Source organism: Simplicispira lacusdiani (assembly GCF_003604195.1).
Lineage (GTDB): Bacteria > Pseudomonadota > Gammaproteobacteria > Burkholderiales > Burkholderiaceae_C > Simplicispira > Simplicispira lacusdiani.
In genome coordinates, this window is record NZ_QXGR01000002.1 from 333,338 (window position 1) to 348,743 (window position 15,406).

Here is a 15,406-nt window from a genome sequence, read left to right on the forward strand (position 1 = left end):
TTGCAATATCTCGACCCGCGCCCTATTGCATCACGCTGGAGCGCAAGGCCGCGAGATTCAGCACGCGCAGCCCCCCGTATTCCACGCGGATGGTGCCCTGGGCCTCCAGCGCCGTCAGCGCCTCATTGACGCGCTGGCGCGACAGGCCCACCAGGTAGGCCAGTTCCTGCTGGGTGATGCGCAGCACCTCGCCCACGCCCGGGTACAGGGCCGAGTTGAACAGCACGGCCAGGCTGCGCGCCACGCGGGCATCGGGGTTGTTCAGACGGTCGATCTCGCGCGCCGCGATGAACTGGCCCAGGCGTTCGTTGAGCTGGTTCATGACGTAGCGGTTGAAGCCGATGGAGTGGTCGAGCAGCCAGTGGAAGCTGTCGATCGGCAACCCGGCCACCACGCTCTTGCGCAGCGCCTGGATGTTGTAGCGGTAGGGTTCGCGCTTGAGCGCCGTGCCCTCGCCGAACCAGCCACCCGGTGGCAGGCCCGCGAAGGTCATGGTGCCGCCGTCCACGCTGTCGTTGCTCATCTTGAGCAGGCCTTCGATCACGCCGAACCAGTAGGTGACGGGCCGGCCGATGCGGCAGACGTAGTCGCCGGCGCGCGCATCGCCCACCAGCAGCGCCGCGACGGCGCGCTCGCGCTCCTGCGGCTGGAGCAGCGGCAGCCAGGGAATGCCGGCCAGTTCCTCGGAGGAGGGCTGGCGGCGGCGATGGTGCAATGACAGATCCTGGTTCATGCGGTGCGAAAGGGGTGGGCGGGCCTCGGCTCCCAGCCACCGGATTGTCATGAGGAAACCGGCGGGAACCTTACACGCCACCGCGTCCCACCGCCCTTCCTGTCAGGAAAGGGGGGCATATTCCGCGACGCGGCGGTACGGGAATACCATGACCCCAATTGTCGTCGCAAGGACAAAATAATTCCAATCTGCGCCCGATGATGCGGCCGTCCGGGCGCGGCCCGCCCCCTCTTCCAGGAGACTGCCCCATGAACGACCCGCGCAACCCCCTTTCGCGCCCCTCCCCCCTTCTCGCGCGCCGCCGGCTGCTGGCCGGCGCCATCGCCCTGCCCTGGCTGGGCTGGGCCACGCAAGCCAGCGCACAGGAAGGCCCACTGAAGATCTGCCAGTCCACGGCGCTGACCGGCCCGCTGGGCGACCTGGGTTCCGCCATGCACCAGGGCGCGAAGGCGGCGTTCGCCGTCGCCAACGCACGCGGCGGCGTGCTGGGCCGCAGGATCGAGCTCGAAGCGCTGGACGATGGCTACGAAATCCCGCGCGCGCTCGCCAACGTCGACCGGTTCCTGGCCGACAAGGATTGCTTCGCGCTCTTCAACTGCATGGGCACGCCGATGGTCGAGGCCATGCTGCCCAAGGTGCTCGAATCAGGCATTCCGTTCTTCGCGCCGTTCACCGGCGGGCAACTCAGCCGCGTGCCCGGCGCGCGCAATGTCTTCAACATCCGCGCGAGCTACGCCGAGGAAGCCGAGAAATGCGTGCAGCACCTGGCCACGCTGGGCATCCGCCGCATTTCGGTGGTCTACCAGAACAACACTTTCGGCAAGGAAGTGTTCGCGGGCGCGCAGATGGCCATGGAGCGCGCCAAGCTGCCCAACGCCGTCACGGCCACGGTGGAGAACGATGCATCGGACGCCGGCGCCGCCGCGCGCAAGCTCGCCGAGAGCAATCCCGAGGCGGTGCTGATCGGGCTGGCGGGCAAGCCCGCGCTGGAGTTCGTCAAGGCCTTCCGGCCGCTGCGCACGGGGGTCTCGCTCTATGCGCTGTCGGTGCTGGGCACCTCGGCCAACGTCAAGGCCCTGGGCGCGCATGCCACGGGGATGGCGATCTCGCAGGTGGTGCCGCTGCCCACCAATGTGATCACGCCCGTGGTGCGCGACTTCCATCAGGCCATCAAGGCGCTGGAGACGCCCATCGAGCCCTCGCACCTGGCGCTGGAGGGCTACATCAACGCGCGGGTGTTCATCGACGCGTTGCAGCGCGCCGGCAAGAACCCGACGCGCGCGGCCTTCATCGACGCGACATGGAGCCTCAAGAAGATGGACCTCGGCGGCTTCGACATCCACGCCACCACGCCCGAGCGCAACGCCTCGCGCTTCGTCGAACTGACCATGGTGGGACGCGATGGCCGCTTCCTGCGCTGAGAACCTTTCCAGGCCCTGGCGGGGTATTAACCCGATCAGGAGTTTCCCCTAAATTGTCGTCGCAAAGACAAGATGGCGTCAAAGTCCCGCCTAGGATTGCCATCAGCTTAGTGGCCCAGGCCACGCTTGCCGGCACCGCCGGACGGACGGACGACATCTTGCAACTGATAGGAACCGGAATGAAGACCACGTTCCCGCAACTGCTGCTCAAACACGCAGCCGAGCGCCCCACGGACCCGGCGCTGCGCGAAAAAGAATACGGCATTTGGCAGACCTGGACCTGGAAGGACGCCTCGGAGACCGTGCGCCATCTGGCCTGCGGCCTGCTCACGCTGGGCTTCCAGCGCGGCCAGAACCTGGCCCTGATCGGCGACAACCGCCCGCACCACTACATGAGCATGGTGGCGGTGCAGAGCATCGGCGGCGTGCCGATCCCGCTGTACCAGGATGCCGTGGCCTCCGAAATGGCCTTCGTGATGGAAGACGCCGAGGTGCAGTTCCTGTTCGCCGAGAACCAGGAACAGGTCGACAAGCTGCTCGAAGTGCGCGAGACCGTCCCCAGCATCACCCACATCATCTACGACGATCCGCGCGGCCTGCGCAACTACGACCAGCCCGGCCTGATCAGCACGCAGAAGCTCAAGGCGCTGGGCGCCGAGTGGGACCGCGCGCACCCCGGCGCCTGGGAGGCCCTGGTGGCCCAGAACAAGCCCGATGACGTGTCCGTGATCCTGTACACCTCGGGCACCACCGGCAAGCCCAAGGGCGTGTGCCAGACCCACTACAGCTTCATCGCCTCCGCGCAAGGCGGTGTCGAGGTCGATGGCCTCAACCCCCACGACAACGTGATCTCCTACCTGCCTCCGGCCTGGGTGGGTGACCACCTGTTCTCGGTGGCGCAGTGGCTGGTGGCCGGCTTCACCATCAACTGCCCCGAATCGGCCAGCACCGTCTCCATCGACCTGCGCGAGATCGGCCCCACCTACTACTTCGCGCCGCCGCGCGTGTTCGAGGGCATGCTGACCTCGGTCTCCATCCGCATGGAAGACGCGGCGCCCGCCAAGCGCTGGATGTATGCCAAGGCCATGGACCTGGCCCGCCGCGTGGGCTCCGACATTCTCGACGGCAAGAGCGTGGGCTTCATGGACCGGCTGCTCTACACCCTGGGCGACATCGCCATCTACGGCCCGCTGCGCAACGTGCTGGGCCTGTCGCGCATCCGCGTGGCCTACACCGCCGGCGCCGCCATCGGCCCCGATCTGTTCCGCTTCTTCCGCTCCATCGGCATCAACCTCAAGCAGCTCTACGGGCAGACCGAGACCTGCGCCTATGTGTGCATCCAGAAGAACGGCCAGGTCAAGCTCAACACCGTGGGCCAGGCAGCGCCCGGCATCGAACTGAAGATCGCCGACAACGGCGAGGTGCTGGTCAAGGGCGTTTCGGTGCTCAAGGAATACTACAAGCGCCCCGACGCCACGGCCGAGGTCATCGACGCCAACGGCTACTTCCACACGGGCGATGCCGGCGTGCTCGACCAGGACGGTCACCTGCGCATCATCGACCGCGCCAAGGACGTGGGCAAGCTCAACGGCGGCGCCATGTTCGCGCCCAACTACATCGAGAACAAGCTCAAGTTCTTCCCGCAGATCAAGGAAGCGGTCTGCTTCGGCCACGGCAAGGACCAGGTCTGCGCCTTCATCAACATCGACTACGAGGCCGTGGGCAACTGGGCCGAACGCCAGGGCCTGCCCTACGGCGGCTATGTGGACCTGGCCTCCAAGGCCCAGGTGCTGCAGCTCATCGCCGACTGCATCGGCCAGGTCAACGCCGACCTGGCGGGCGAGCCCGGCATGTCCGACACGCAGGTGGCGCGCTTCCTCGTGCTGCACAAGGAACTCGACCCCGACGACGACGAGCTGACCCGCACCCGCAAGGTGCGCCGCAACTTCATCGCGCAGAAGTACGGCGTGCTGGTCGATGCGCTCTACGGCGGCCTCGCCGAGCAGTTCATCGAAACCCAGGTCAAGTTCGAGGATGGCCGCACCGGCAGCGTGAGCGCCACGCTGCGCATCCTCGACGCCAAGACCCATGCGCCTGCCAAGGCCACCGCCTGAACCACCGGAAGCAGCCCATGACCCAGAAAAAGATTGGCGACGTCATCCTCGACGTCAAGAACATCAGCCTGCGCTTTGGCGGCGTGAAGGCCCTGACGGACATTTCCTTCAACGTGAAGGAGCATGAAATCCGCTCCATCATCGGCCCCAACGGCGCCGGCAAGAGCTCCATGCTCAACTGCATCAACGGCGTCTACACGCCCTCGGAAGGCTCCATCACCTTCCGCGGCAAGACCTTCGACCACATGAACTCGCGCCAGGTGGCCGAGATGGGCGTGGCGCGCACCTTCCAGAACCTGGCGCTGTTCAAGGGCATGAGCGTGATCGACAACATCATGTCGGGGCGCAATCTCAAGATCAAGAGCAACCTGCTCCTGCAGGCACTGCGCTGGGGCCCGGCCGAACGCGAGGAGATCGCGCACCGCGAGAAGGTCGAGCACATCATCGATTTCCTGGAGATCCAGGCCTTCCGCAAGACCCCCGTGGGCCAGCTGCCCTACGGCCTGCAAAAGCGCGTGGACCTGGGCCGCGCCCTGGCCATGGAGCCGCAGGTGCTGCTGCTCGACGAGCCCATGGCGGGCATGAACGTGGAAGAGAAGCAGGACATGTGCCGCTTCATCCTGGACGTGAACGACGAATTCGGCACCACCATCGTGCTGATCGAGCACGACATGGGCGTGGTGATGGACATCTCCGACCGCGTCGTGGTGCTGGACTACGGCAAGAAGATCGGCGACGGCGCGCCCGACGAAGTCCGCAACAACGAAGACGTGATCCGGGCCTACCTGGGCACCAGCCACTGAGGCGGGAGACAAGCAAATGGCATTCTTTCTCGAAACTTTGATCGGCGGCCTGATGGCCGGCATGCTCTATTCGCTGGTGGCGCTCGGCTTCGTGCTGATCTACAAGGCCTCGGGCGTCTTCAACTTCGCCCAGGGGGCCATGGTGCTGTTCGCGGCCCTGGCCATGGCGCGCTTCTCCGAGTGGATCCCGAAGTGGACCGGCATCGACAACGCCATCGTGGCCAACCTCGCGGCCTTCGTGATCGCGGGCGTGTTCATGTTCGCCGTCGCCTGGCTGATCGAGCGCCTGGTGCTGCGCCACCTGGTGAACCAGGAAGGCGCGACGCTGCTCATGGCCACGCTGGGCATCACCTACTTCCTCGAAGGCGTGGGCCAGACGATCTTCGGCAGCGACATCTACAAGATCGACGTGGGCATGCCCAAGGACCCGGTGTTCCTGTTCGAGTCCATGTTCCAGGGCGGCGTCCTGGTGAACAAGGAGGACGTGATCGCCGCCGGCATCGCCGCCACGCTGGTGCTGCTGCTGAGCATCTTCTTCCAGAAGACCAAGACCGGCCGCGCCCTGCGCGCCGTGGCCGACGACCACCAGGCGGCCCAGTCCATCGGTATTCCGCTCAACCGCATCTGGGTCATCGTCTGGTGCGTGGCCGGCGTCGTGGCCCTGGTGGCCGGGATGATCTGGGGCTCCAAGCTGGGCGTGCAGTTCTCGCTCACCACCGTGGCGCTGCGCGCCCTGCCGGTGGTGATCCTGGGCGGCCTGACCTCGGTGCCCGGCGCCATCATCGGCGGCCTGATCATCGGCGTGGGCGAAAAGCTCTCCGAGGTGTACCTCGGCCCCTTCGTGGGCGGCGGCATCGAGATCTGGTTCGCCTATGTGCTGGCGCTTGTCTTCCTGCTGTTCCGTCCGCAAGGCCTGTTCGGCGAGAAGATCATCGACCGCGTCTGACCCCACAAGAACAACAAGGAGAGAACCCATGTTCTACCGCGAAAACGGCCAGTTCAAGACCAGCTACCGGGCGGACCAGCAGGTCTTCCCGATCGCCCAGGACCGCATCGCCATCTTCCTGCTGCTGGCGGTGGCCTTCCTGGTGGTGCCCATGCTGGCCACCGACTACTTTTACCGTGCCATCCTGATCCCGCTCGTCATCATGTCGATGGCGGCGCTCGGCGTGAACATCCTCGTGGGCTACTGCGGTCAGATCTCGCTGGGCTCGGGCGCCTTCATGGCCGTGGGTGCCTACGGTGCCTACAACTTCTTCGTGCGCTTCCCCGGCATGCCGCTGATCCCGGCGCTGATCCTGGGCGGCCTGTGCGCCACCTTCTTCGGCATCCTGTTCGGCCTGCCGAGCCTGCGCGTCAAGGGCCTGTACCTGGCCGTGGCCACGCTGGCCGCGCAGTTCTTCAGCGACTGGATGTTCCTGCGCATCAAGTGGTTCACCAACAACTCCGACTCCGGTTCGGTGTCGGTGAGCAACCTGCAGGTCCTGGGCATGCCCATCGACAGCGCCGTGAGCAAGTACATCTTCTGCCTGGCCCTGCTGGTGGTGGTGGCCCTGCTGGCCAAGAACCTGGTGCGCGGCGCCATCGGCCGCGAGTGGATGGCCATCCGCGACATGGACGTGGCCGCCGCGGTGATCGGCATCCGCCCGATGTACGCCAAGCTCAGCGCCTTCGCCGTGAGCTCCTTCATCGTCGGCATGGCCGGCGCGCTGTGGGCCTTCGTGCACCTGAGCTCGTGGGAGCCGGCCGCGTTCTCGGTGGAAATCTCGTTCCGCCTGCTGTTCATGGTGATCATCGGCGGCATGGGCTCCATCATGGGCGCCTTCTTCGGCGCGGCCTTCATCGTGGTGCTGCCCATCTTCCTGAACCAGTTCCTGCCCGCCGTGGCCGGCCTGTTCAGCATGGAGATCTCCACGGCGGCGGTTTCGCACGCCGAACTGATGATCTTCGGCGCGCTGATCGTGTGGTTCCTGATCGTCGAGCCCCACGGCCTGGCCAAGCTGTGGTCGATCGGCAAGCAGAAGCTCCGCCTGTGGCCCTTCCCGCACTGATCCACAGGAAACCACTTACACGCTATTCCCGATACAGACAGCCCCGTTTGGGGCGTCCACTAGAGGTCTGGTTCTTTCCGTGCTTCAACACTTTCATCCAAAGGAGACATCCATGAAGCTTTCGAAAATCGTGATTGCCGCCGCCATCGTGGCCGCAGGCGCCTCGTCGCTGAGCACCAGCGCCGTCGCCCAAGCCAAGGAGCAGTTCTTCCCGCTGCTGTCCTACCGCACCGGCCCCTACGCGCCCAACGGCACCCCCTGGGCCAACGGCAAGCAGGACTACATCAAGATGATCAATGCCCGTGACGGCGGCATCAACGGTGTCAAGCTGACCTTCGAGGAATGCGAAACCGGCTACGCCACGGACCGCGGCGTGGAATGCTACGAGCGCCTCAAGAGCAAGCCCGGCGTGTCCCTGATCGACCCGCAATCGACCGGCATCACCTTCGCCCTGACCGAAAAGGCCCCGGCCGACAAGATCCCGCTGATGACGCTGGGCTATGGCCTGTCGGTCTCGCAGGACGGCATGGCGTTCAAGTGGAACTTCCCCTTCATGGGCAGCTACTGGACCGGCGCCGACATCCTGCTGCAGCACATCGGCAAGGGCCTGGGCGGCATGGACAAGCTCAAGGGCAAGAAGATCGCGCTCGTGTACCACGACAGCCCGTTCGGCAAGGAACCCATCCCGCTGCTGCAGGAACGTTCCAAGATGCACGGCTTCGAGCTGCAGATGCTGCCGGTGACGGCGCCTGGCGTCGAGCAGAAGGCCACCTGGCTGCAGGTGCGCCAGAGCCGTCCCGACTACGTGCTGCTGTGGGGCTGGGGCGTGATGAACTCCACCGCCCTGAAGGAAGCCCAGGCCACGGGCTACCCGCGCGACAAGATGTACGGCGTGTGGTGGGCCGGCGCGGAACCCGACGTGCGCGACGTGGGCGAGGGTGCCAAGGGCTACAACGCCCTGGCGCTCAACGGCTCGGGCCAGGAACCCAAGGTCATCCAGGACATCCTCAAGCATGTGCACGACAAGGGCCAGGGCACGGGCCCCAAGGATGAAGTGGGCTCGGTGCTGTACACCCGTGGCGTGATCATCCAGATGCTGAGCATCGAGGCCGTGCGCCGCGCCCAGGAACGCTTCGGCAAGGGCAAGGTCATGACCGGCGAGCAAGTGCGCTGGGGCCTGGAAAACCTCTCGCTCGACCAGAAGAAGCTTGACGCCCTGGGCTTCAACAACGTGATGCGCCCCCTGTCCACGAGCTGCGCAGACCACATGGGTTCGACCTGGGCCCGCGTGCAGACCTGGGACGGCAAGAAGTGGAACATCGGCGCCGACTGGTACCAGGCCGACGAGCAGATCCTCAAGCCCATGGTCAAGGCAGGCTCCGAGAAGTACCTGGGCGACAAGAAGCTGACGCGCCGCGACACGGCCGACTGCCAGTCTTGAGGACTTCCCCCTGAGGCGCTTGCTCGCCTTCCCCCTTCTCTCGCGCTGCGCGCGGGAAGGGGGACGACACCGGTGGCCGGGCACAGCCCGTTCCACGGTGTCCCTGGCGAGGGAGCCGCGCCGGTTTTGAACGGCTGTGATGACAGCCGCCAACCGAAAGGGTTGTGCCGCAACCCTTTCGATTGGCACAGCGAAGGCAACACCATGGACTCTAAAAACATCGTTCTCAACGTCAACGGCATCGAGGTCATCTACAACCACGTGATCCTCGTGCTCAAGGGCGTCTCGCTGCAGGTGCCCGAGGGCAGCATCGTCGCCATCCTGGGCGGCAACGGCGCGGGCAAGACCACCACGCTGCGGGCCGTCTCGAACCTGCTCAAGGGCGAACGCGGCGAAGTGACCAAGGGGTCCATCGACCTGCGCGGCGAGCGCATCGAGAATCTCTCGCCGGCCGACCTGGTCAAGCGCGGCGTGGTGCAGGTCATGGAAGGGCGCCACTGCTTCGCCCACCTGACCATCGAGGAGAACCTCATGACCGGCTCGTACACCCGTTCGAGCAAGGCCGAGATCGCCGCCAACCTCGAAAAGGTCTACAACTACTTCCCCCGCCTGAAGACGCGCCGCACCTCCCAGGCGGCCTACACCTCGGGCGGCGAGCAGCAGATGTGCGCCATCGGCCGCGCGCTCATGACCAACCCCAACATGGTGCTGCTGGATGAGCCCTCGATGGGCCTGGCGCCGCAGATCGTGGAAGAGGTGTTCAACATCGTGCAGGACCTCAACAAGAAGGAAAAGGTCACCTTCCTGCTGGCCGAGCAGAACACCAACATGGCCCTGAAGTATTCCGACTACGGCTACATCATGGAATCGGGCCGCGTGGTGATGGACGGCCCCTCCGTCGACCTGGCCAGCAACGAGGACGTCAAGGAGTTCTACCTCGGCGTCGGCGGCGGCGAGCGCAAGAGCTTCAAGGACGTCAAGAGCTACAAGCGCCGCAAGCGCTGGCTGGCCTAATTGCTATCTTTTTTATAGCTTTTGGCGCTTTCTGAATGGGCGCCAGGGGCGTTTTTGATCTAAATTTTCTTTCAGACACAGGAGCCCCCGGCATGAGCAAGTTCTACGACGCACTGGAAACACGCTCCAGTGCCGAACGCGAAGCCGCCCACATGGCTGCATTGCCGCAGCAGGTGGCCCACGCACAAAAGGCCAGCAGCGCCTTTGCCAGCATCCTGGCCGGCGTGGACGCTGCCGCCATCACCAGCCGCCAGGCCCTGGCCCACTTGCCTGTCACGCGCAAGCACGAACTGCTGGAGCGCCAGCAAGCCCAGCGCGCCCAGAGCCCCTTCGGCGGCTTTGCGGCCGTCGGCTTTGGCAAGGCCATGCCGCGCGTGTTCGCGAGCCCCGGTCCCCTGTACGAACCCGAAGGCGCACGCCCCGACTATTGGCGCATGGCGCGCGCCATCTACGCGGCAGGCTTTCGGCCCGGTGAGCTGATCCACAACTGCTTCTCCTACCACTTCGTGCCTGCGGGCTCCATGATGGAGAGCGGCGCCCACGCCATGGGCTGCACGGTGTTCCCCGGCGGCACGGGACAGACCGAGCAGCAGGTGCAGGCCATTGCCGACCTCAAGCCCGCGGGCTATATCGGCACCCCGAGCTTTCTCAAGATCATCGTGGAGAAGGCGGCCGAGATGGGCGTCCCCCTGCCCAGCCTGACCAAGGCCATGCTTTCGGCCGAGGCTTTTCCGCCCTCGCTGCGTGACTGGCTGCAAGAGCGCGGCATCACCGGTTACCAAAGCTACGGCACGGCCGATCTGGGGTTGATTGCCTATGAAACCGAGGCCCGTGAAGGCCTGGTGCTGGACGAGGGCGTGATCGTGGAGATCGTGCGCCCTGGCACGGGCGATCCCGTGCCCGAGGGCGAGGTGGGCGAGCTGGTGGTCACCACGCTCAACCCCGATTACCCGCTGATCCGCTTCGGTACGGGCGACCTCTCTGCGGTACTGCCCGGCGCCTGCCCCACGGGCCGCACCAACACGCGCATCAAGGGCTGGATGGGGCGCGCGGACCAGACGACCAAGGTGCGCGGCATGTTTGTGCATCCTGGCCAGGTGAGCTCCATCGTGAAGCGCTTTCCGCAGGTTCAGCGTGCCCGCCTCGTGGTCAGTGGCGAAATGGCCAACGACCAGATGGTGCTCCAGGTAGAGACCACCGAAACCTCTGGCGGCCTGGCTGTTCAGTTGCAAGACGCGATGCGGGAGGTGACCAAGCTGCGCGGCGAGGTGGAACTGGTGGCCCCAGGCACCCTGCCCAACGATGGCAAGGTCATCGAGGACGCACGCAGCTATCGCTGAGCCTCCGGCGGCAGGCATTTGCGCAGACCCAGACCGGCGGTGCTCCCGCCGGTTTTTTCATATGTTCACACATTACATGTGTGCTACTTCTTTTATAGCTGCATGCACCCTGAAAATGGGCGTTTCAGGCCATGCAGCTCAAAATTCCCTTACTCAAAATCCTAAGTAATTTCCGCGATGGCGCTCCGTGGGACGGCCTTTATCATGCGCTGTCAATCACAGGAGACAGACAATGAAGCAACTGCTGAATCTCAGCATCCTGGCCATCGCCACCAGCCTGGCCTTTGGTGCGTCCGCCCAGGAATATCCATCCAAGGACAAGGTCGTCACCATCGTCGTGCCCTTTGCCGCCGGCGGCCCCACCGATCGCGTGGCGCGTGACCTCGCCGAGTCGCTGCGCAAGCCGCTGGGCGGCGTGAGCGTGGTGATCGATAACACCGCCGGCGCCGGCAGCTCCATCGGTGCCGCCAAGGTGGCCCGCGCCGCGCCCGATGGCTACACCCTGCTGCTCAACCACATCGGCATGTCCACCATGCCCGCGCTGTACCGCAAGCTGGCCTTCAGCGTGCCCAACGACTTCGAGTACCTGGGCATCGTCAACGACGTGCCCATGACGCTGATCGCCCGCCCCAGCATCCCCGCCAACAACTACAAGGAACTGGCTACCTGGATCGGCCAGAACAAGGGCAAGATCAACCTGGGCAACGCCGGCCTGGGATCGGCCTCGCACCTGTGCGGCCTGATGTACCAGAGCGCGCTGCAGGTCGACATGACGCCCGTGCCCTACAAGGGCACGGCACCCGCCATCACCGACCTGATCGGCGGCCAGATCGACCTGCTGTGCGATCAGACCACCAACACCACGCCGCAGATCGAGGGCAAGAAGGTCAAGGCCTTCGCGGTCACCACCACCAAGCGCCTGGCCACCCCCTCGCTCAAGGACCTGCCCACGCTCGACGAGTCGGGCCTGAAGAACTTCCAGGTCACGATCTGGCACGGCCTGTACGCCCCCAAGGGCACGCCGGCCGACGTGGTCAAGAAGATCAACGACGCCCTCAAGGCCGCGCTCAAGGACCCCGAGTTCATCAAGAAGCAAGAAGGCCTGGGCGCCGTGGTGGCCACGGACAAGCGCATCGAACCGGCCGAGCACAAGAAATTCGTGCTGTCCGAAATCGAGAAGTGGGGCGCCGTCATCAAGGCTGCCGGCACCTACGCCGACTGATTCCGCCCGAGCGGGCCGGCGCTTGCCGCCACCCGCCATGGCCGCCGCCACCCCTCGGGGTGCGGCGGCCTTTTTTCTTCCGGCGCACGGCACGGGTTATCCATCTGCCACGAAGGCACGCGATGGCATACAACCAGGTCCACCCCGCACACTTTCTGGAAAGGACCTCCATGCGCCCCACGAACGTCCCGCGCCGCCGCGGCCTGCTGGCCACCGTCCTGGCCTGCGGCGCGGCCGCCCTGCTGCCCATCGCCCATGCCCAGGACCCATGGCCCGCCAAGCCGGTGCGCATCATCGTGCCTTTCGCGCCGGGCGGCACCACCGACATCCTGGCGCGCGCCATGGCCCCCGAACTCAGCCGCGCCTTCGGCCAGCCCTTCATCGTGGACAACCGGGCCGGCGCGGGCGGCAACGTCGGCGCCGATGCCGTGGCCAAATCGGCGCCCGATGGCTACACCCTGCTCATGGGCACCGTGGGTACCCATGGCATCAACCGCGCGCTCTACGCCAAGCTGCCGTTCGATCCGATCCGCGACTTCGCGCCCATCACCCTCGTGGCCGCCGTGCCCAATGTGATGGTGATGAACACCGAGAAGGCACGCACCCTGGGCATCGCCAGCGTGCAGGACTTCATCCGTGTCGCCAAGTCGCGCCCCGGGCAGCTCAACATGGCATCGAGCGGCAATGGCACCTCCATCCATCTCGCGGGGGAATTGTTCAAGAGCATGACGGGCACGTACATGACGCATTTCCCCTACCGAGGCTCGGGCCCCGCGCTGATGGACATGGTGGCCGGCAACATGGACGTGATGTTCGACAACCTGCCCTCCTCGATGGCGCAGATCAAGGCCGGCAAGCTCAAGGCCCTGGCCCTGACCAGCACCGAACGCTCGGCGGCGCTGCCCGACATCCCCACCGTGGAACAGGCTGGCGGCCCGGCGCTCAAGGGCTACGAAGCCAGTTCCTGGTTCGGTCTGCTGGCACCGGCCGGCACACCCGCCGACACCGTGAACCGCATCCAGCAGGAAGTGGCCAAGGCCCTGGCCGCGCCGGCCGTGAAGGAAAAGCTGCTGGCCCAGGGCGCCATCCCCGGCGGCATGCGCCCGGCCGATTTCGCCCGGCACATCGAGGCCGAACACCGCAAGTGGGCGGAGGTCGTCAAGACCTCCGGGGCGAAAGTGGATTGACCCTCTGGTGCCGCCGTCGGCGCCGTCCCTCTTGCGCGGCGGCCGCTGACCCGGGCCGCGCCGGTTGCAAGGGGTGGCGCGCCATGCGGCGGCTGGCGCCTACGCCCCCCACACCACGTCGTGGCCTTCGGCGGCGCTGCGGCGCAGCATGTCGATCAAGGGCGTGACGCGCTGGCGCAGCGTCACGGCGTCGCGCTCCTTGCCGTCGGGGCCTACGGCCGGCGCCTCATCGGCATCGGCGGTTTGTCCGGCCTCGGCCAGGCGGCGCTCCTCCTCGGCCACCGCCGTCTCCAGCGCAGCGATGGCCGCCGGAATCTGGGCGGCGGTCACGATGCCACGCCCACCCGGCTCCTTGCCGATGATCTCCAGCAGGCGCTTGCCCTGGGGTTCGAGCATGATCAGGTCGGCCGTTGCGCGGGACTTGAATTTGTAGAGCATGGCGCTTCCTCGGAATACATGTGATCGCGTGTGAAGGGGTGCCCCGATTGTGCGCCGGGCGGCAAGAACTGCATGGCGGCCAGCGGCAGCGCATCACCAGGGTGACGTCTTGCCCGCTGGCAAGAGCGCCCGGGCACGCAGCAAGCCGTGCTCGATGGCGCGGCCGTAGAGGATGAAGGCCAGCGCCGCGCCAATCAGCGGCAGCGCCGCGAACACCCAGCCCGTGAGCCGCTCGCCGCCCAGGGCCACGCCCACCAGCAGCGCCACCGCCGGATTCACGAACGAGTAGCTCCCCGCCAGCGCGGCGGAGGTGTTCTGCAGCAGCCAGAGATAGGCGTTGAGCGCCACCAGCGTGCCCATGACCAGCAGGTAGACCCAGGCCATCCACGAACGCGCGCTCACATGGGCCAGCGCGCTCACGGGTTCCACCCACAGCGCCACCACCATGCCCATGGCACCGCCCATGAACCACTGCGCGCCCGAGGCCATGGCCGGCGCGGGCAGCGAGAGCCGGCGCGATGCATACGAGCCCATGCTCCAGCACAGCGGCGCGCCAAACGCGAGCAACGCGCCGACACCCGAGGCCGAGAAATCCCCTTCCAGCGCCAGCAACAGCGCGCCCGCCACGCCCAGCGCCAGGCCCATCCAGCTCGTGGCCGGCACCGGCTCGCCGCCCCAGCGCGTCCACAGCGCCAGCCACATCGGCATGGTGGTGACCACCGTGGCCATCAGGCCCGAGCCGATGCCCATCTTCTGCGCGAAGCCGATGCAGTTCATCGCCAGGAACACCATGAGCCCACCCACCAGCGCGCTGTGGCGCCACTGTGCCGCCGTGGGCAGCGCCTGGCCCTGCGCCACGGCCACGAGCAGCATCACGCCCCCCGCGCAAAGGAAACGGCTGGCGTTCATGAGCAGCGGCGGCATGCTCTCCAACGCGATACCGAGCGCGAAATAGGTCGTGCCCCAGACCACATAGACCAGCAGCAGCGCGACCGCCACCGCGAGGCCCCGGGGATGCGCCGCTTGCGTCTTGAAAAATGTCGGCATATTCTTCACCTGACCGGAAAATTTATGGAAAACACCGTGTTTTCGTAATTTTTACCGAGAAAGGAATGCAGTGCAAGCAAATATACAGACTGATAGCTTAGATGCCAGAATTATTTCGGCACTAGGCGCCGATGGCCGGCGTTCCTACGCCGAGGTGGGCGCCGAGGTCGGCCTCTCGACCGCCGCCGTCCACGAGCGCGTCAAGAAAATGCTGGACAAGGGCGTGATCCGGCGCTTCTCGATCAGCGTGGACCCCGAACGCGTGGGCCTGAACTTCACCGCCTTCGTCGCCATCCGCAACGACGGCGGCATCCACTGCCGCGACGTGGCGCCACGCCTGCGCGCCATGCCCCAGGTGGAAGAGCTGCACAGCGTGGCCGGCGAATACGACTTCCTCGCCAAGATCCGCACCACGCACGCGCGCGCACTGGAAGAAGTGATCTACCAGATCAAGGCCATCGAGGGCGTGGCGCGCACCACGAGCACCGTGGTGCTGAACACCGAATTCGAGGACCGGCCGCTGGACCTGGGCTGGATGGGCTCCGACAAGGTGGGACGCTGACACCACCCCGCAGCGCGCAAGAGAAAAGCACCG

At 65.9% G+C, this 15,406-nt stretch carries 14 protein-coding genes; 11 read left to right on the forward strand and 3 right to left on the reverse strand.

Annotation, left to right across the window (positions count from 1 at the left end; all coding sequences use genetic code 11):
• Positions 1 to 22: 22 nt before the first annotated feature.
• Complete coding sequence (locus tag D8S75_RS04205; RefSeq protein WP_119964685.1) at positions 23 to 733, reverse strand: Crp/Fnr family transcriptional regulator; 711 nt, start codon at positions 731 to 733, stop codon at positions 23 to 25.
• A gap of 248 nt (positions 734 to 981) precedes the next feature.
• On the opposite strand from D8S75_RS04205, the gene D8S75_RS04210 reads away from it, so the two are divergent.
• From D8S75_RS04210 to D8S75_RS04255, 10 genes are all read left to right on the forward strand, one after another.
• Positions 982 to 2,154 (forward strand): ABC transporter substrate-binding protein, encoded by a 1,173-nt coding sequence (locus D8S75_RS04210; RefSeq protein ID WP_119964686.1) that lies wholly within the window; start codon positions 982 to 984, stop codon positions 2,152 to 2,154.
• 179 nt (positions 2,155 to 2,333) lie between these two features.
• Positions 2,334 to 4,268 (forward strand): AMP-dependent synthetase/ligase, encoded by a 1,935-nt coding sequence (locus D8S75_RS04215; protein ID WP_119964687.1) that lies wholly within the window; start codon positions 2,334 to 2,336, stop codon positions 4,266 to 4,268.
• A 17-nt stretch (positions 4,269 to 4,285) separates the two neighbouring features.
• A complete protein-coding gene (locus tag D8S75_RS04220; RefSeq protein WP_119964688.1) occupies positions 4,286 to 5,071 on the forward strand; it encodes an ABC transporter ATP-binding protein in 786 nt (261 codons plus the stop codon).
• A gap of 16 nt (positions 5,072 to 5,087) precedes the next feature.
• Positions 5,088 to 6,017 carry a branched-chain amino acid ABC transporter permease gene (locus D8S75_RS04225; RefSeq protein WP_119964689.1) on the forward strand — a complete coding sequence of 310 codons (930 nt, stop codon included), beginning with the start codon at positions 5,088 to 5,090 and terminating at the stop codon, positions 6,015 to 6,017.
• Between the two features lie 28 nt (positions 6,018 to 6,045).
• On the forward strand, positions 6,046 to 7,122 hold the full coding sequence (locus D8S75_RS04230) for a branched-chain amino acid ABC transporter permease (RefSeq protein WP_119964690.1): 1,077 nt from the start codon (positions 6,046 to 6,048) through the stop codon (positions 7,120 to 7,122).
• A gap of 112 nt (positions 7,123 to 7,234) precedes the next feature.
• Positions 7,235 to 8,563, forward strand: coding sequence for an ABC transporter substrate-binding protein (locus tag D8S75_RS04235; protein WP_119964691.1), 1,329 nt, complete (start codon positions 7,235 to 7,237; stop codon positions 8,561 to 8,563).
• Positions 8,564 to 8,767: 204 nt separating this feature from the next.
• Positions 8,768 to 9,577 carry an ABC transporter ATP-binding protein gene (locus tag D8S75_RS04240; RefSeq protein WP_119964778.1) on the forward strand — a complete coding sequence of 270 codons (810 nt, stop codon included), beginning with the start codon at positions 8,768 to 8,770 and terminating at the stop codon, positions 9,575 to 9,577.
• Between the two features lie 92 nt (positions 9,578 to 9,669).
• Positions 9,670 to 10,917, forward strand: a complete 1,248-nt coding sequence (locus D8S75_RS04245; RefSeq protein ID WP_119964692.1) for a phenylacetate--CoA ligase family protein — start codon at positions 9,670 to 9,672, stop codon at positions 10,915 to 10,917.
• Positions 10,918 to 11,149: 232 nt separating this feature from the next.
• The gene (locus D8S75_RS04250; RefSeq protein WP_119964693.1) at positions 11,150 to 12,139 is read left to right on the forward strand and encodes a tripartite tricarboxylate transporter substrate-binding protein; all 990 of its coding nucleotides are present in this window, start codon (positions 11,150 to 11,152) and stop codon (positions 12,137 to 12,139) included.
• Between the two features lie 170 nt (positions 12,140 to 12,309).
• Complete coding sequence (locus D8S75_RS04255) at positions 12,310 to 13,326, forward strand: Bug family tripartite tricarboxylate transporter substrate binding protein (protein ID WP_119964694.1); 1,017 nt, start codon at positions 12,310 to 12,312, stop codon at positions 13,324 to 13,326.
• Positions 13,327 to 13,425: 99 nt separating this feature from the next.
• Here D8S75_RS04255 and D8S75_RS04260 read toward each other — a convergent pair whose 3' ends face one another.
• Complete coding sequence (locus D8S75_RS04260) at positions 13,426 to 13,764, reverse strand: DUF1840 domain-containing protein (RefSeq protein WP_119964695.1); 339 nt, start codon at positions 13,762 to 13,764, stop codon at positions 13,426 to 13,428.
• Between the two features lie 93 nt (positions 13,765 to 13,857).
• A complete protein-coding gene (locus tag D8S75_RS04265; protein WP_119964696.1) occupies positions 13,858 to 14,811 on the reverse strand; it encodes an EamA family transporter in 954 nt (317 codons plus the stop codon).
• A 70-nt stretch (positions 14,812 to 14,881) separates the two neighbouring features.
• Between D8S75_RS04265 and D8S75_RS04270 the strand changes: the two genes are divergently transcribed.
• A complete protein-coding gene (locus D8S75_RS04270; protein WP_198673140.1) occupies positions 14,882 to 15,373 on the forward strand; it encodes an Lrp/AsnC family transcriptional regulator in 492 nt (163 codons plus the stop codon).
• Positions 15,374 to 15,406 lie beyond the last annotated feature (33 nt).

Excerpts from the sequence above, each read along its gene's own strand:
- D8S75_RS04205 (WP_119964685.1), bottom strand. The coding sequence starts at position 733 with ATGAACCAGGATCTGTCATTGCACCATCGCCGCCGCCAGCCCTCCTCC.
- D8S75_RS04210 (WP_119964686.1), top strand. The coding sequence starts at position 982 with ATGAACGACCCGCGCAACCCCCTTTCGCGCCCCTCCCCCCTTCTCGCG.
- D8S75_RS04215 (WP_119964687.1), top strand. The coding sequence starts at position 2,334 with ATGAAGACCACGTTCCCGCAACTGCTGCTCAAACACGCAGCCGAGCGC.
- D8S75_RS04220 (WP_119964688.1), top strand. The coding sequence starts at position 4,286 with ATGACCCAGAAAAAGATTGGCGACGTCATCCTCGACGTCAAGAACATC.
- D8S75_RS04225 (WP_119964689.1), top strand. The coding sequence starts at position 5,088 with ATGGCATTCTTTCTCGAAACTTTGATCGGCGGCCTGATGGCCGGCATG.
- D8S75_RS04230 (WP_119964690.1), top strand. The coding sequence starts at position 6,046 with ATGTTCTACCGCGAAAACGGCCAGTTCAAGACCAGCTACCGGGCGGAC.
- D8S75_RS04235 (WP_119964691.1), top strand. The coding sequence starts at position 7,235 with ATGAAGCTTTCGAAAATCGTGATTGCCGCCGCCATCGTGGCCGCAGGC.
- D8S75_RS04240 (WP_119964778.1), top strand. The coding sequence starts at position 8,768 with ATGGACTCTAAAAACATCGTTCTCAACGTCAACGGCATCGAGGTCATC.
- D8S75_RS04245 (WP_119964692.1), top strand. The coding sequence starts at position 9,670 with ATGAGCAAGTTCTACGACGCACTGGAAACACGCTCCAGTGCCGAACGC.
- D8S75_RS04250 (WP_119964693.1), top strand. The coding sequence starts at position 11,150 with ATGAAGCAACTGCTGAATCTCAGCATCCTGGCCATCGCCACCAGCCTG.
- D8S75_RS04255 (WP_119964694.1), top strand. The coding sequence starts at position 12,310 with ATGCGCCCCACGAACGTCCCGCGCCGCCGCGGCCTGCTGGCCACCGTC.
- D8S75_RS04260 (WP_119964695.1), bottom strand. The coding sequence starts at position 13,764 with ATGCTCTACAAATTCAAGTCCCGCGCAACGGCCGACCTGATCATGCTC.
- D8S75_RS04265 (WP_119964696.1), bottom strand. The coding sequence starts at position 14,811 with ATGCCGACATTTTTCAAGACGCAAGCGGCGCATCCCCGGGGCCTCGCG.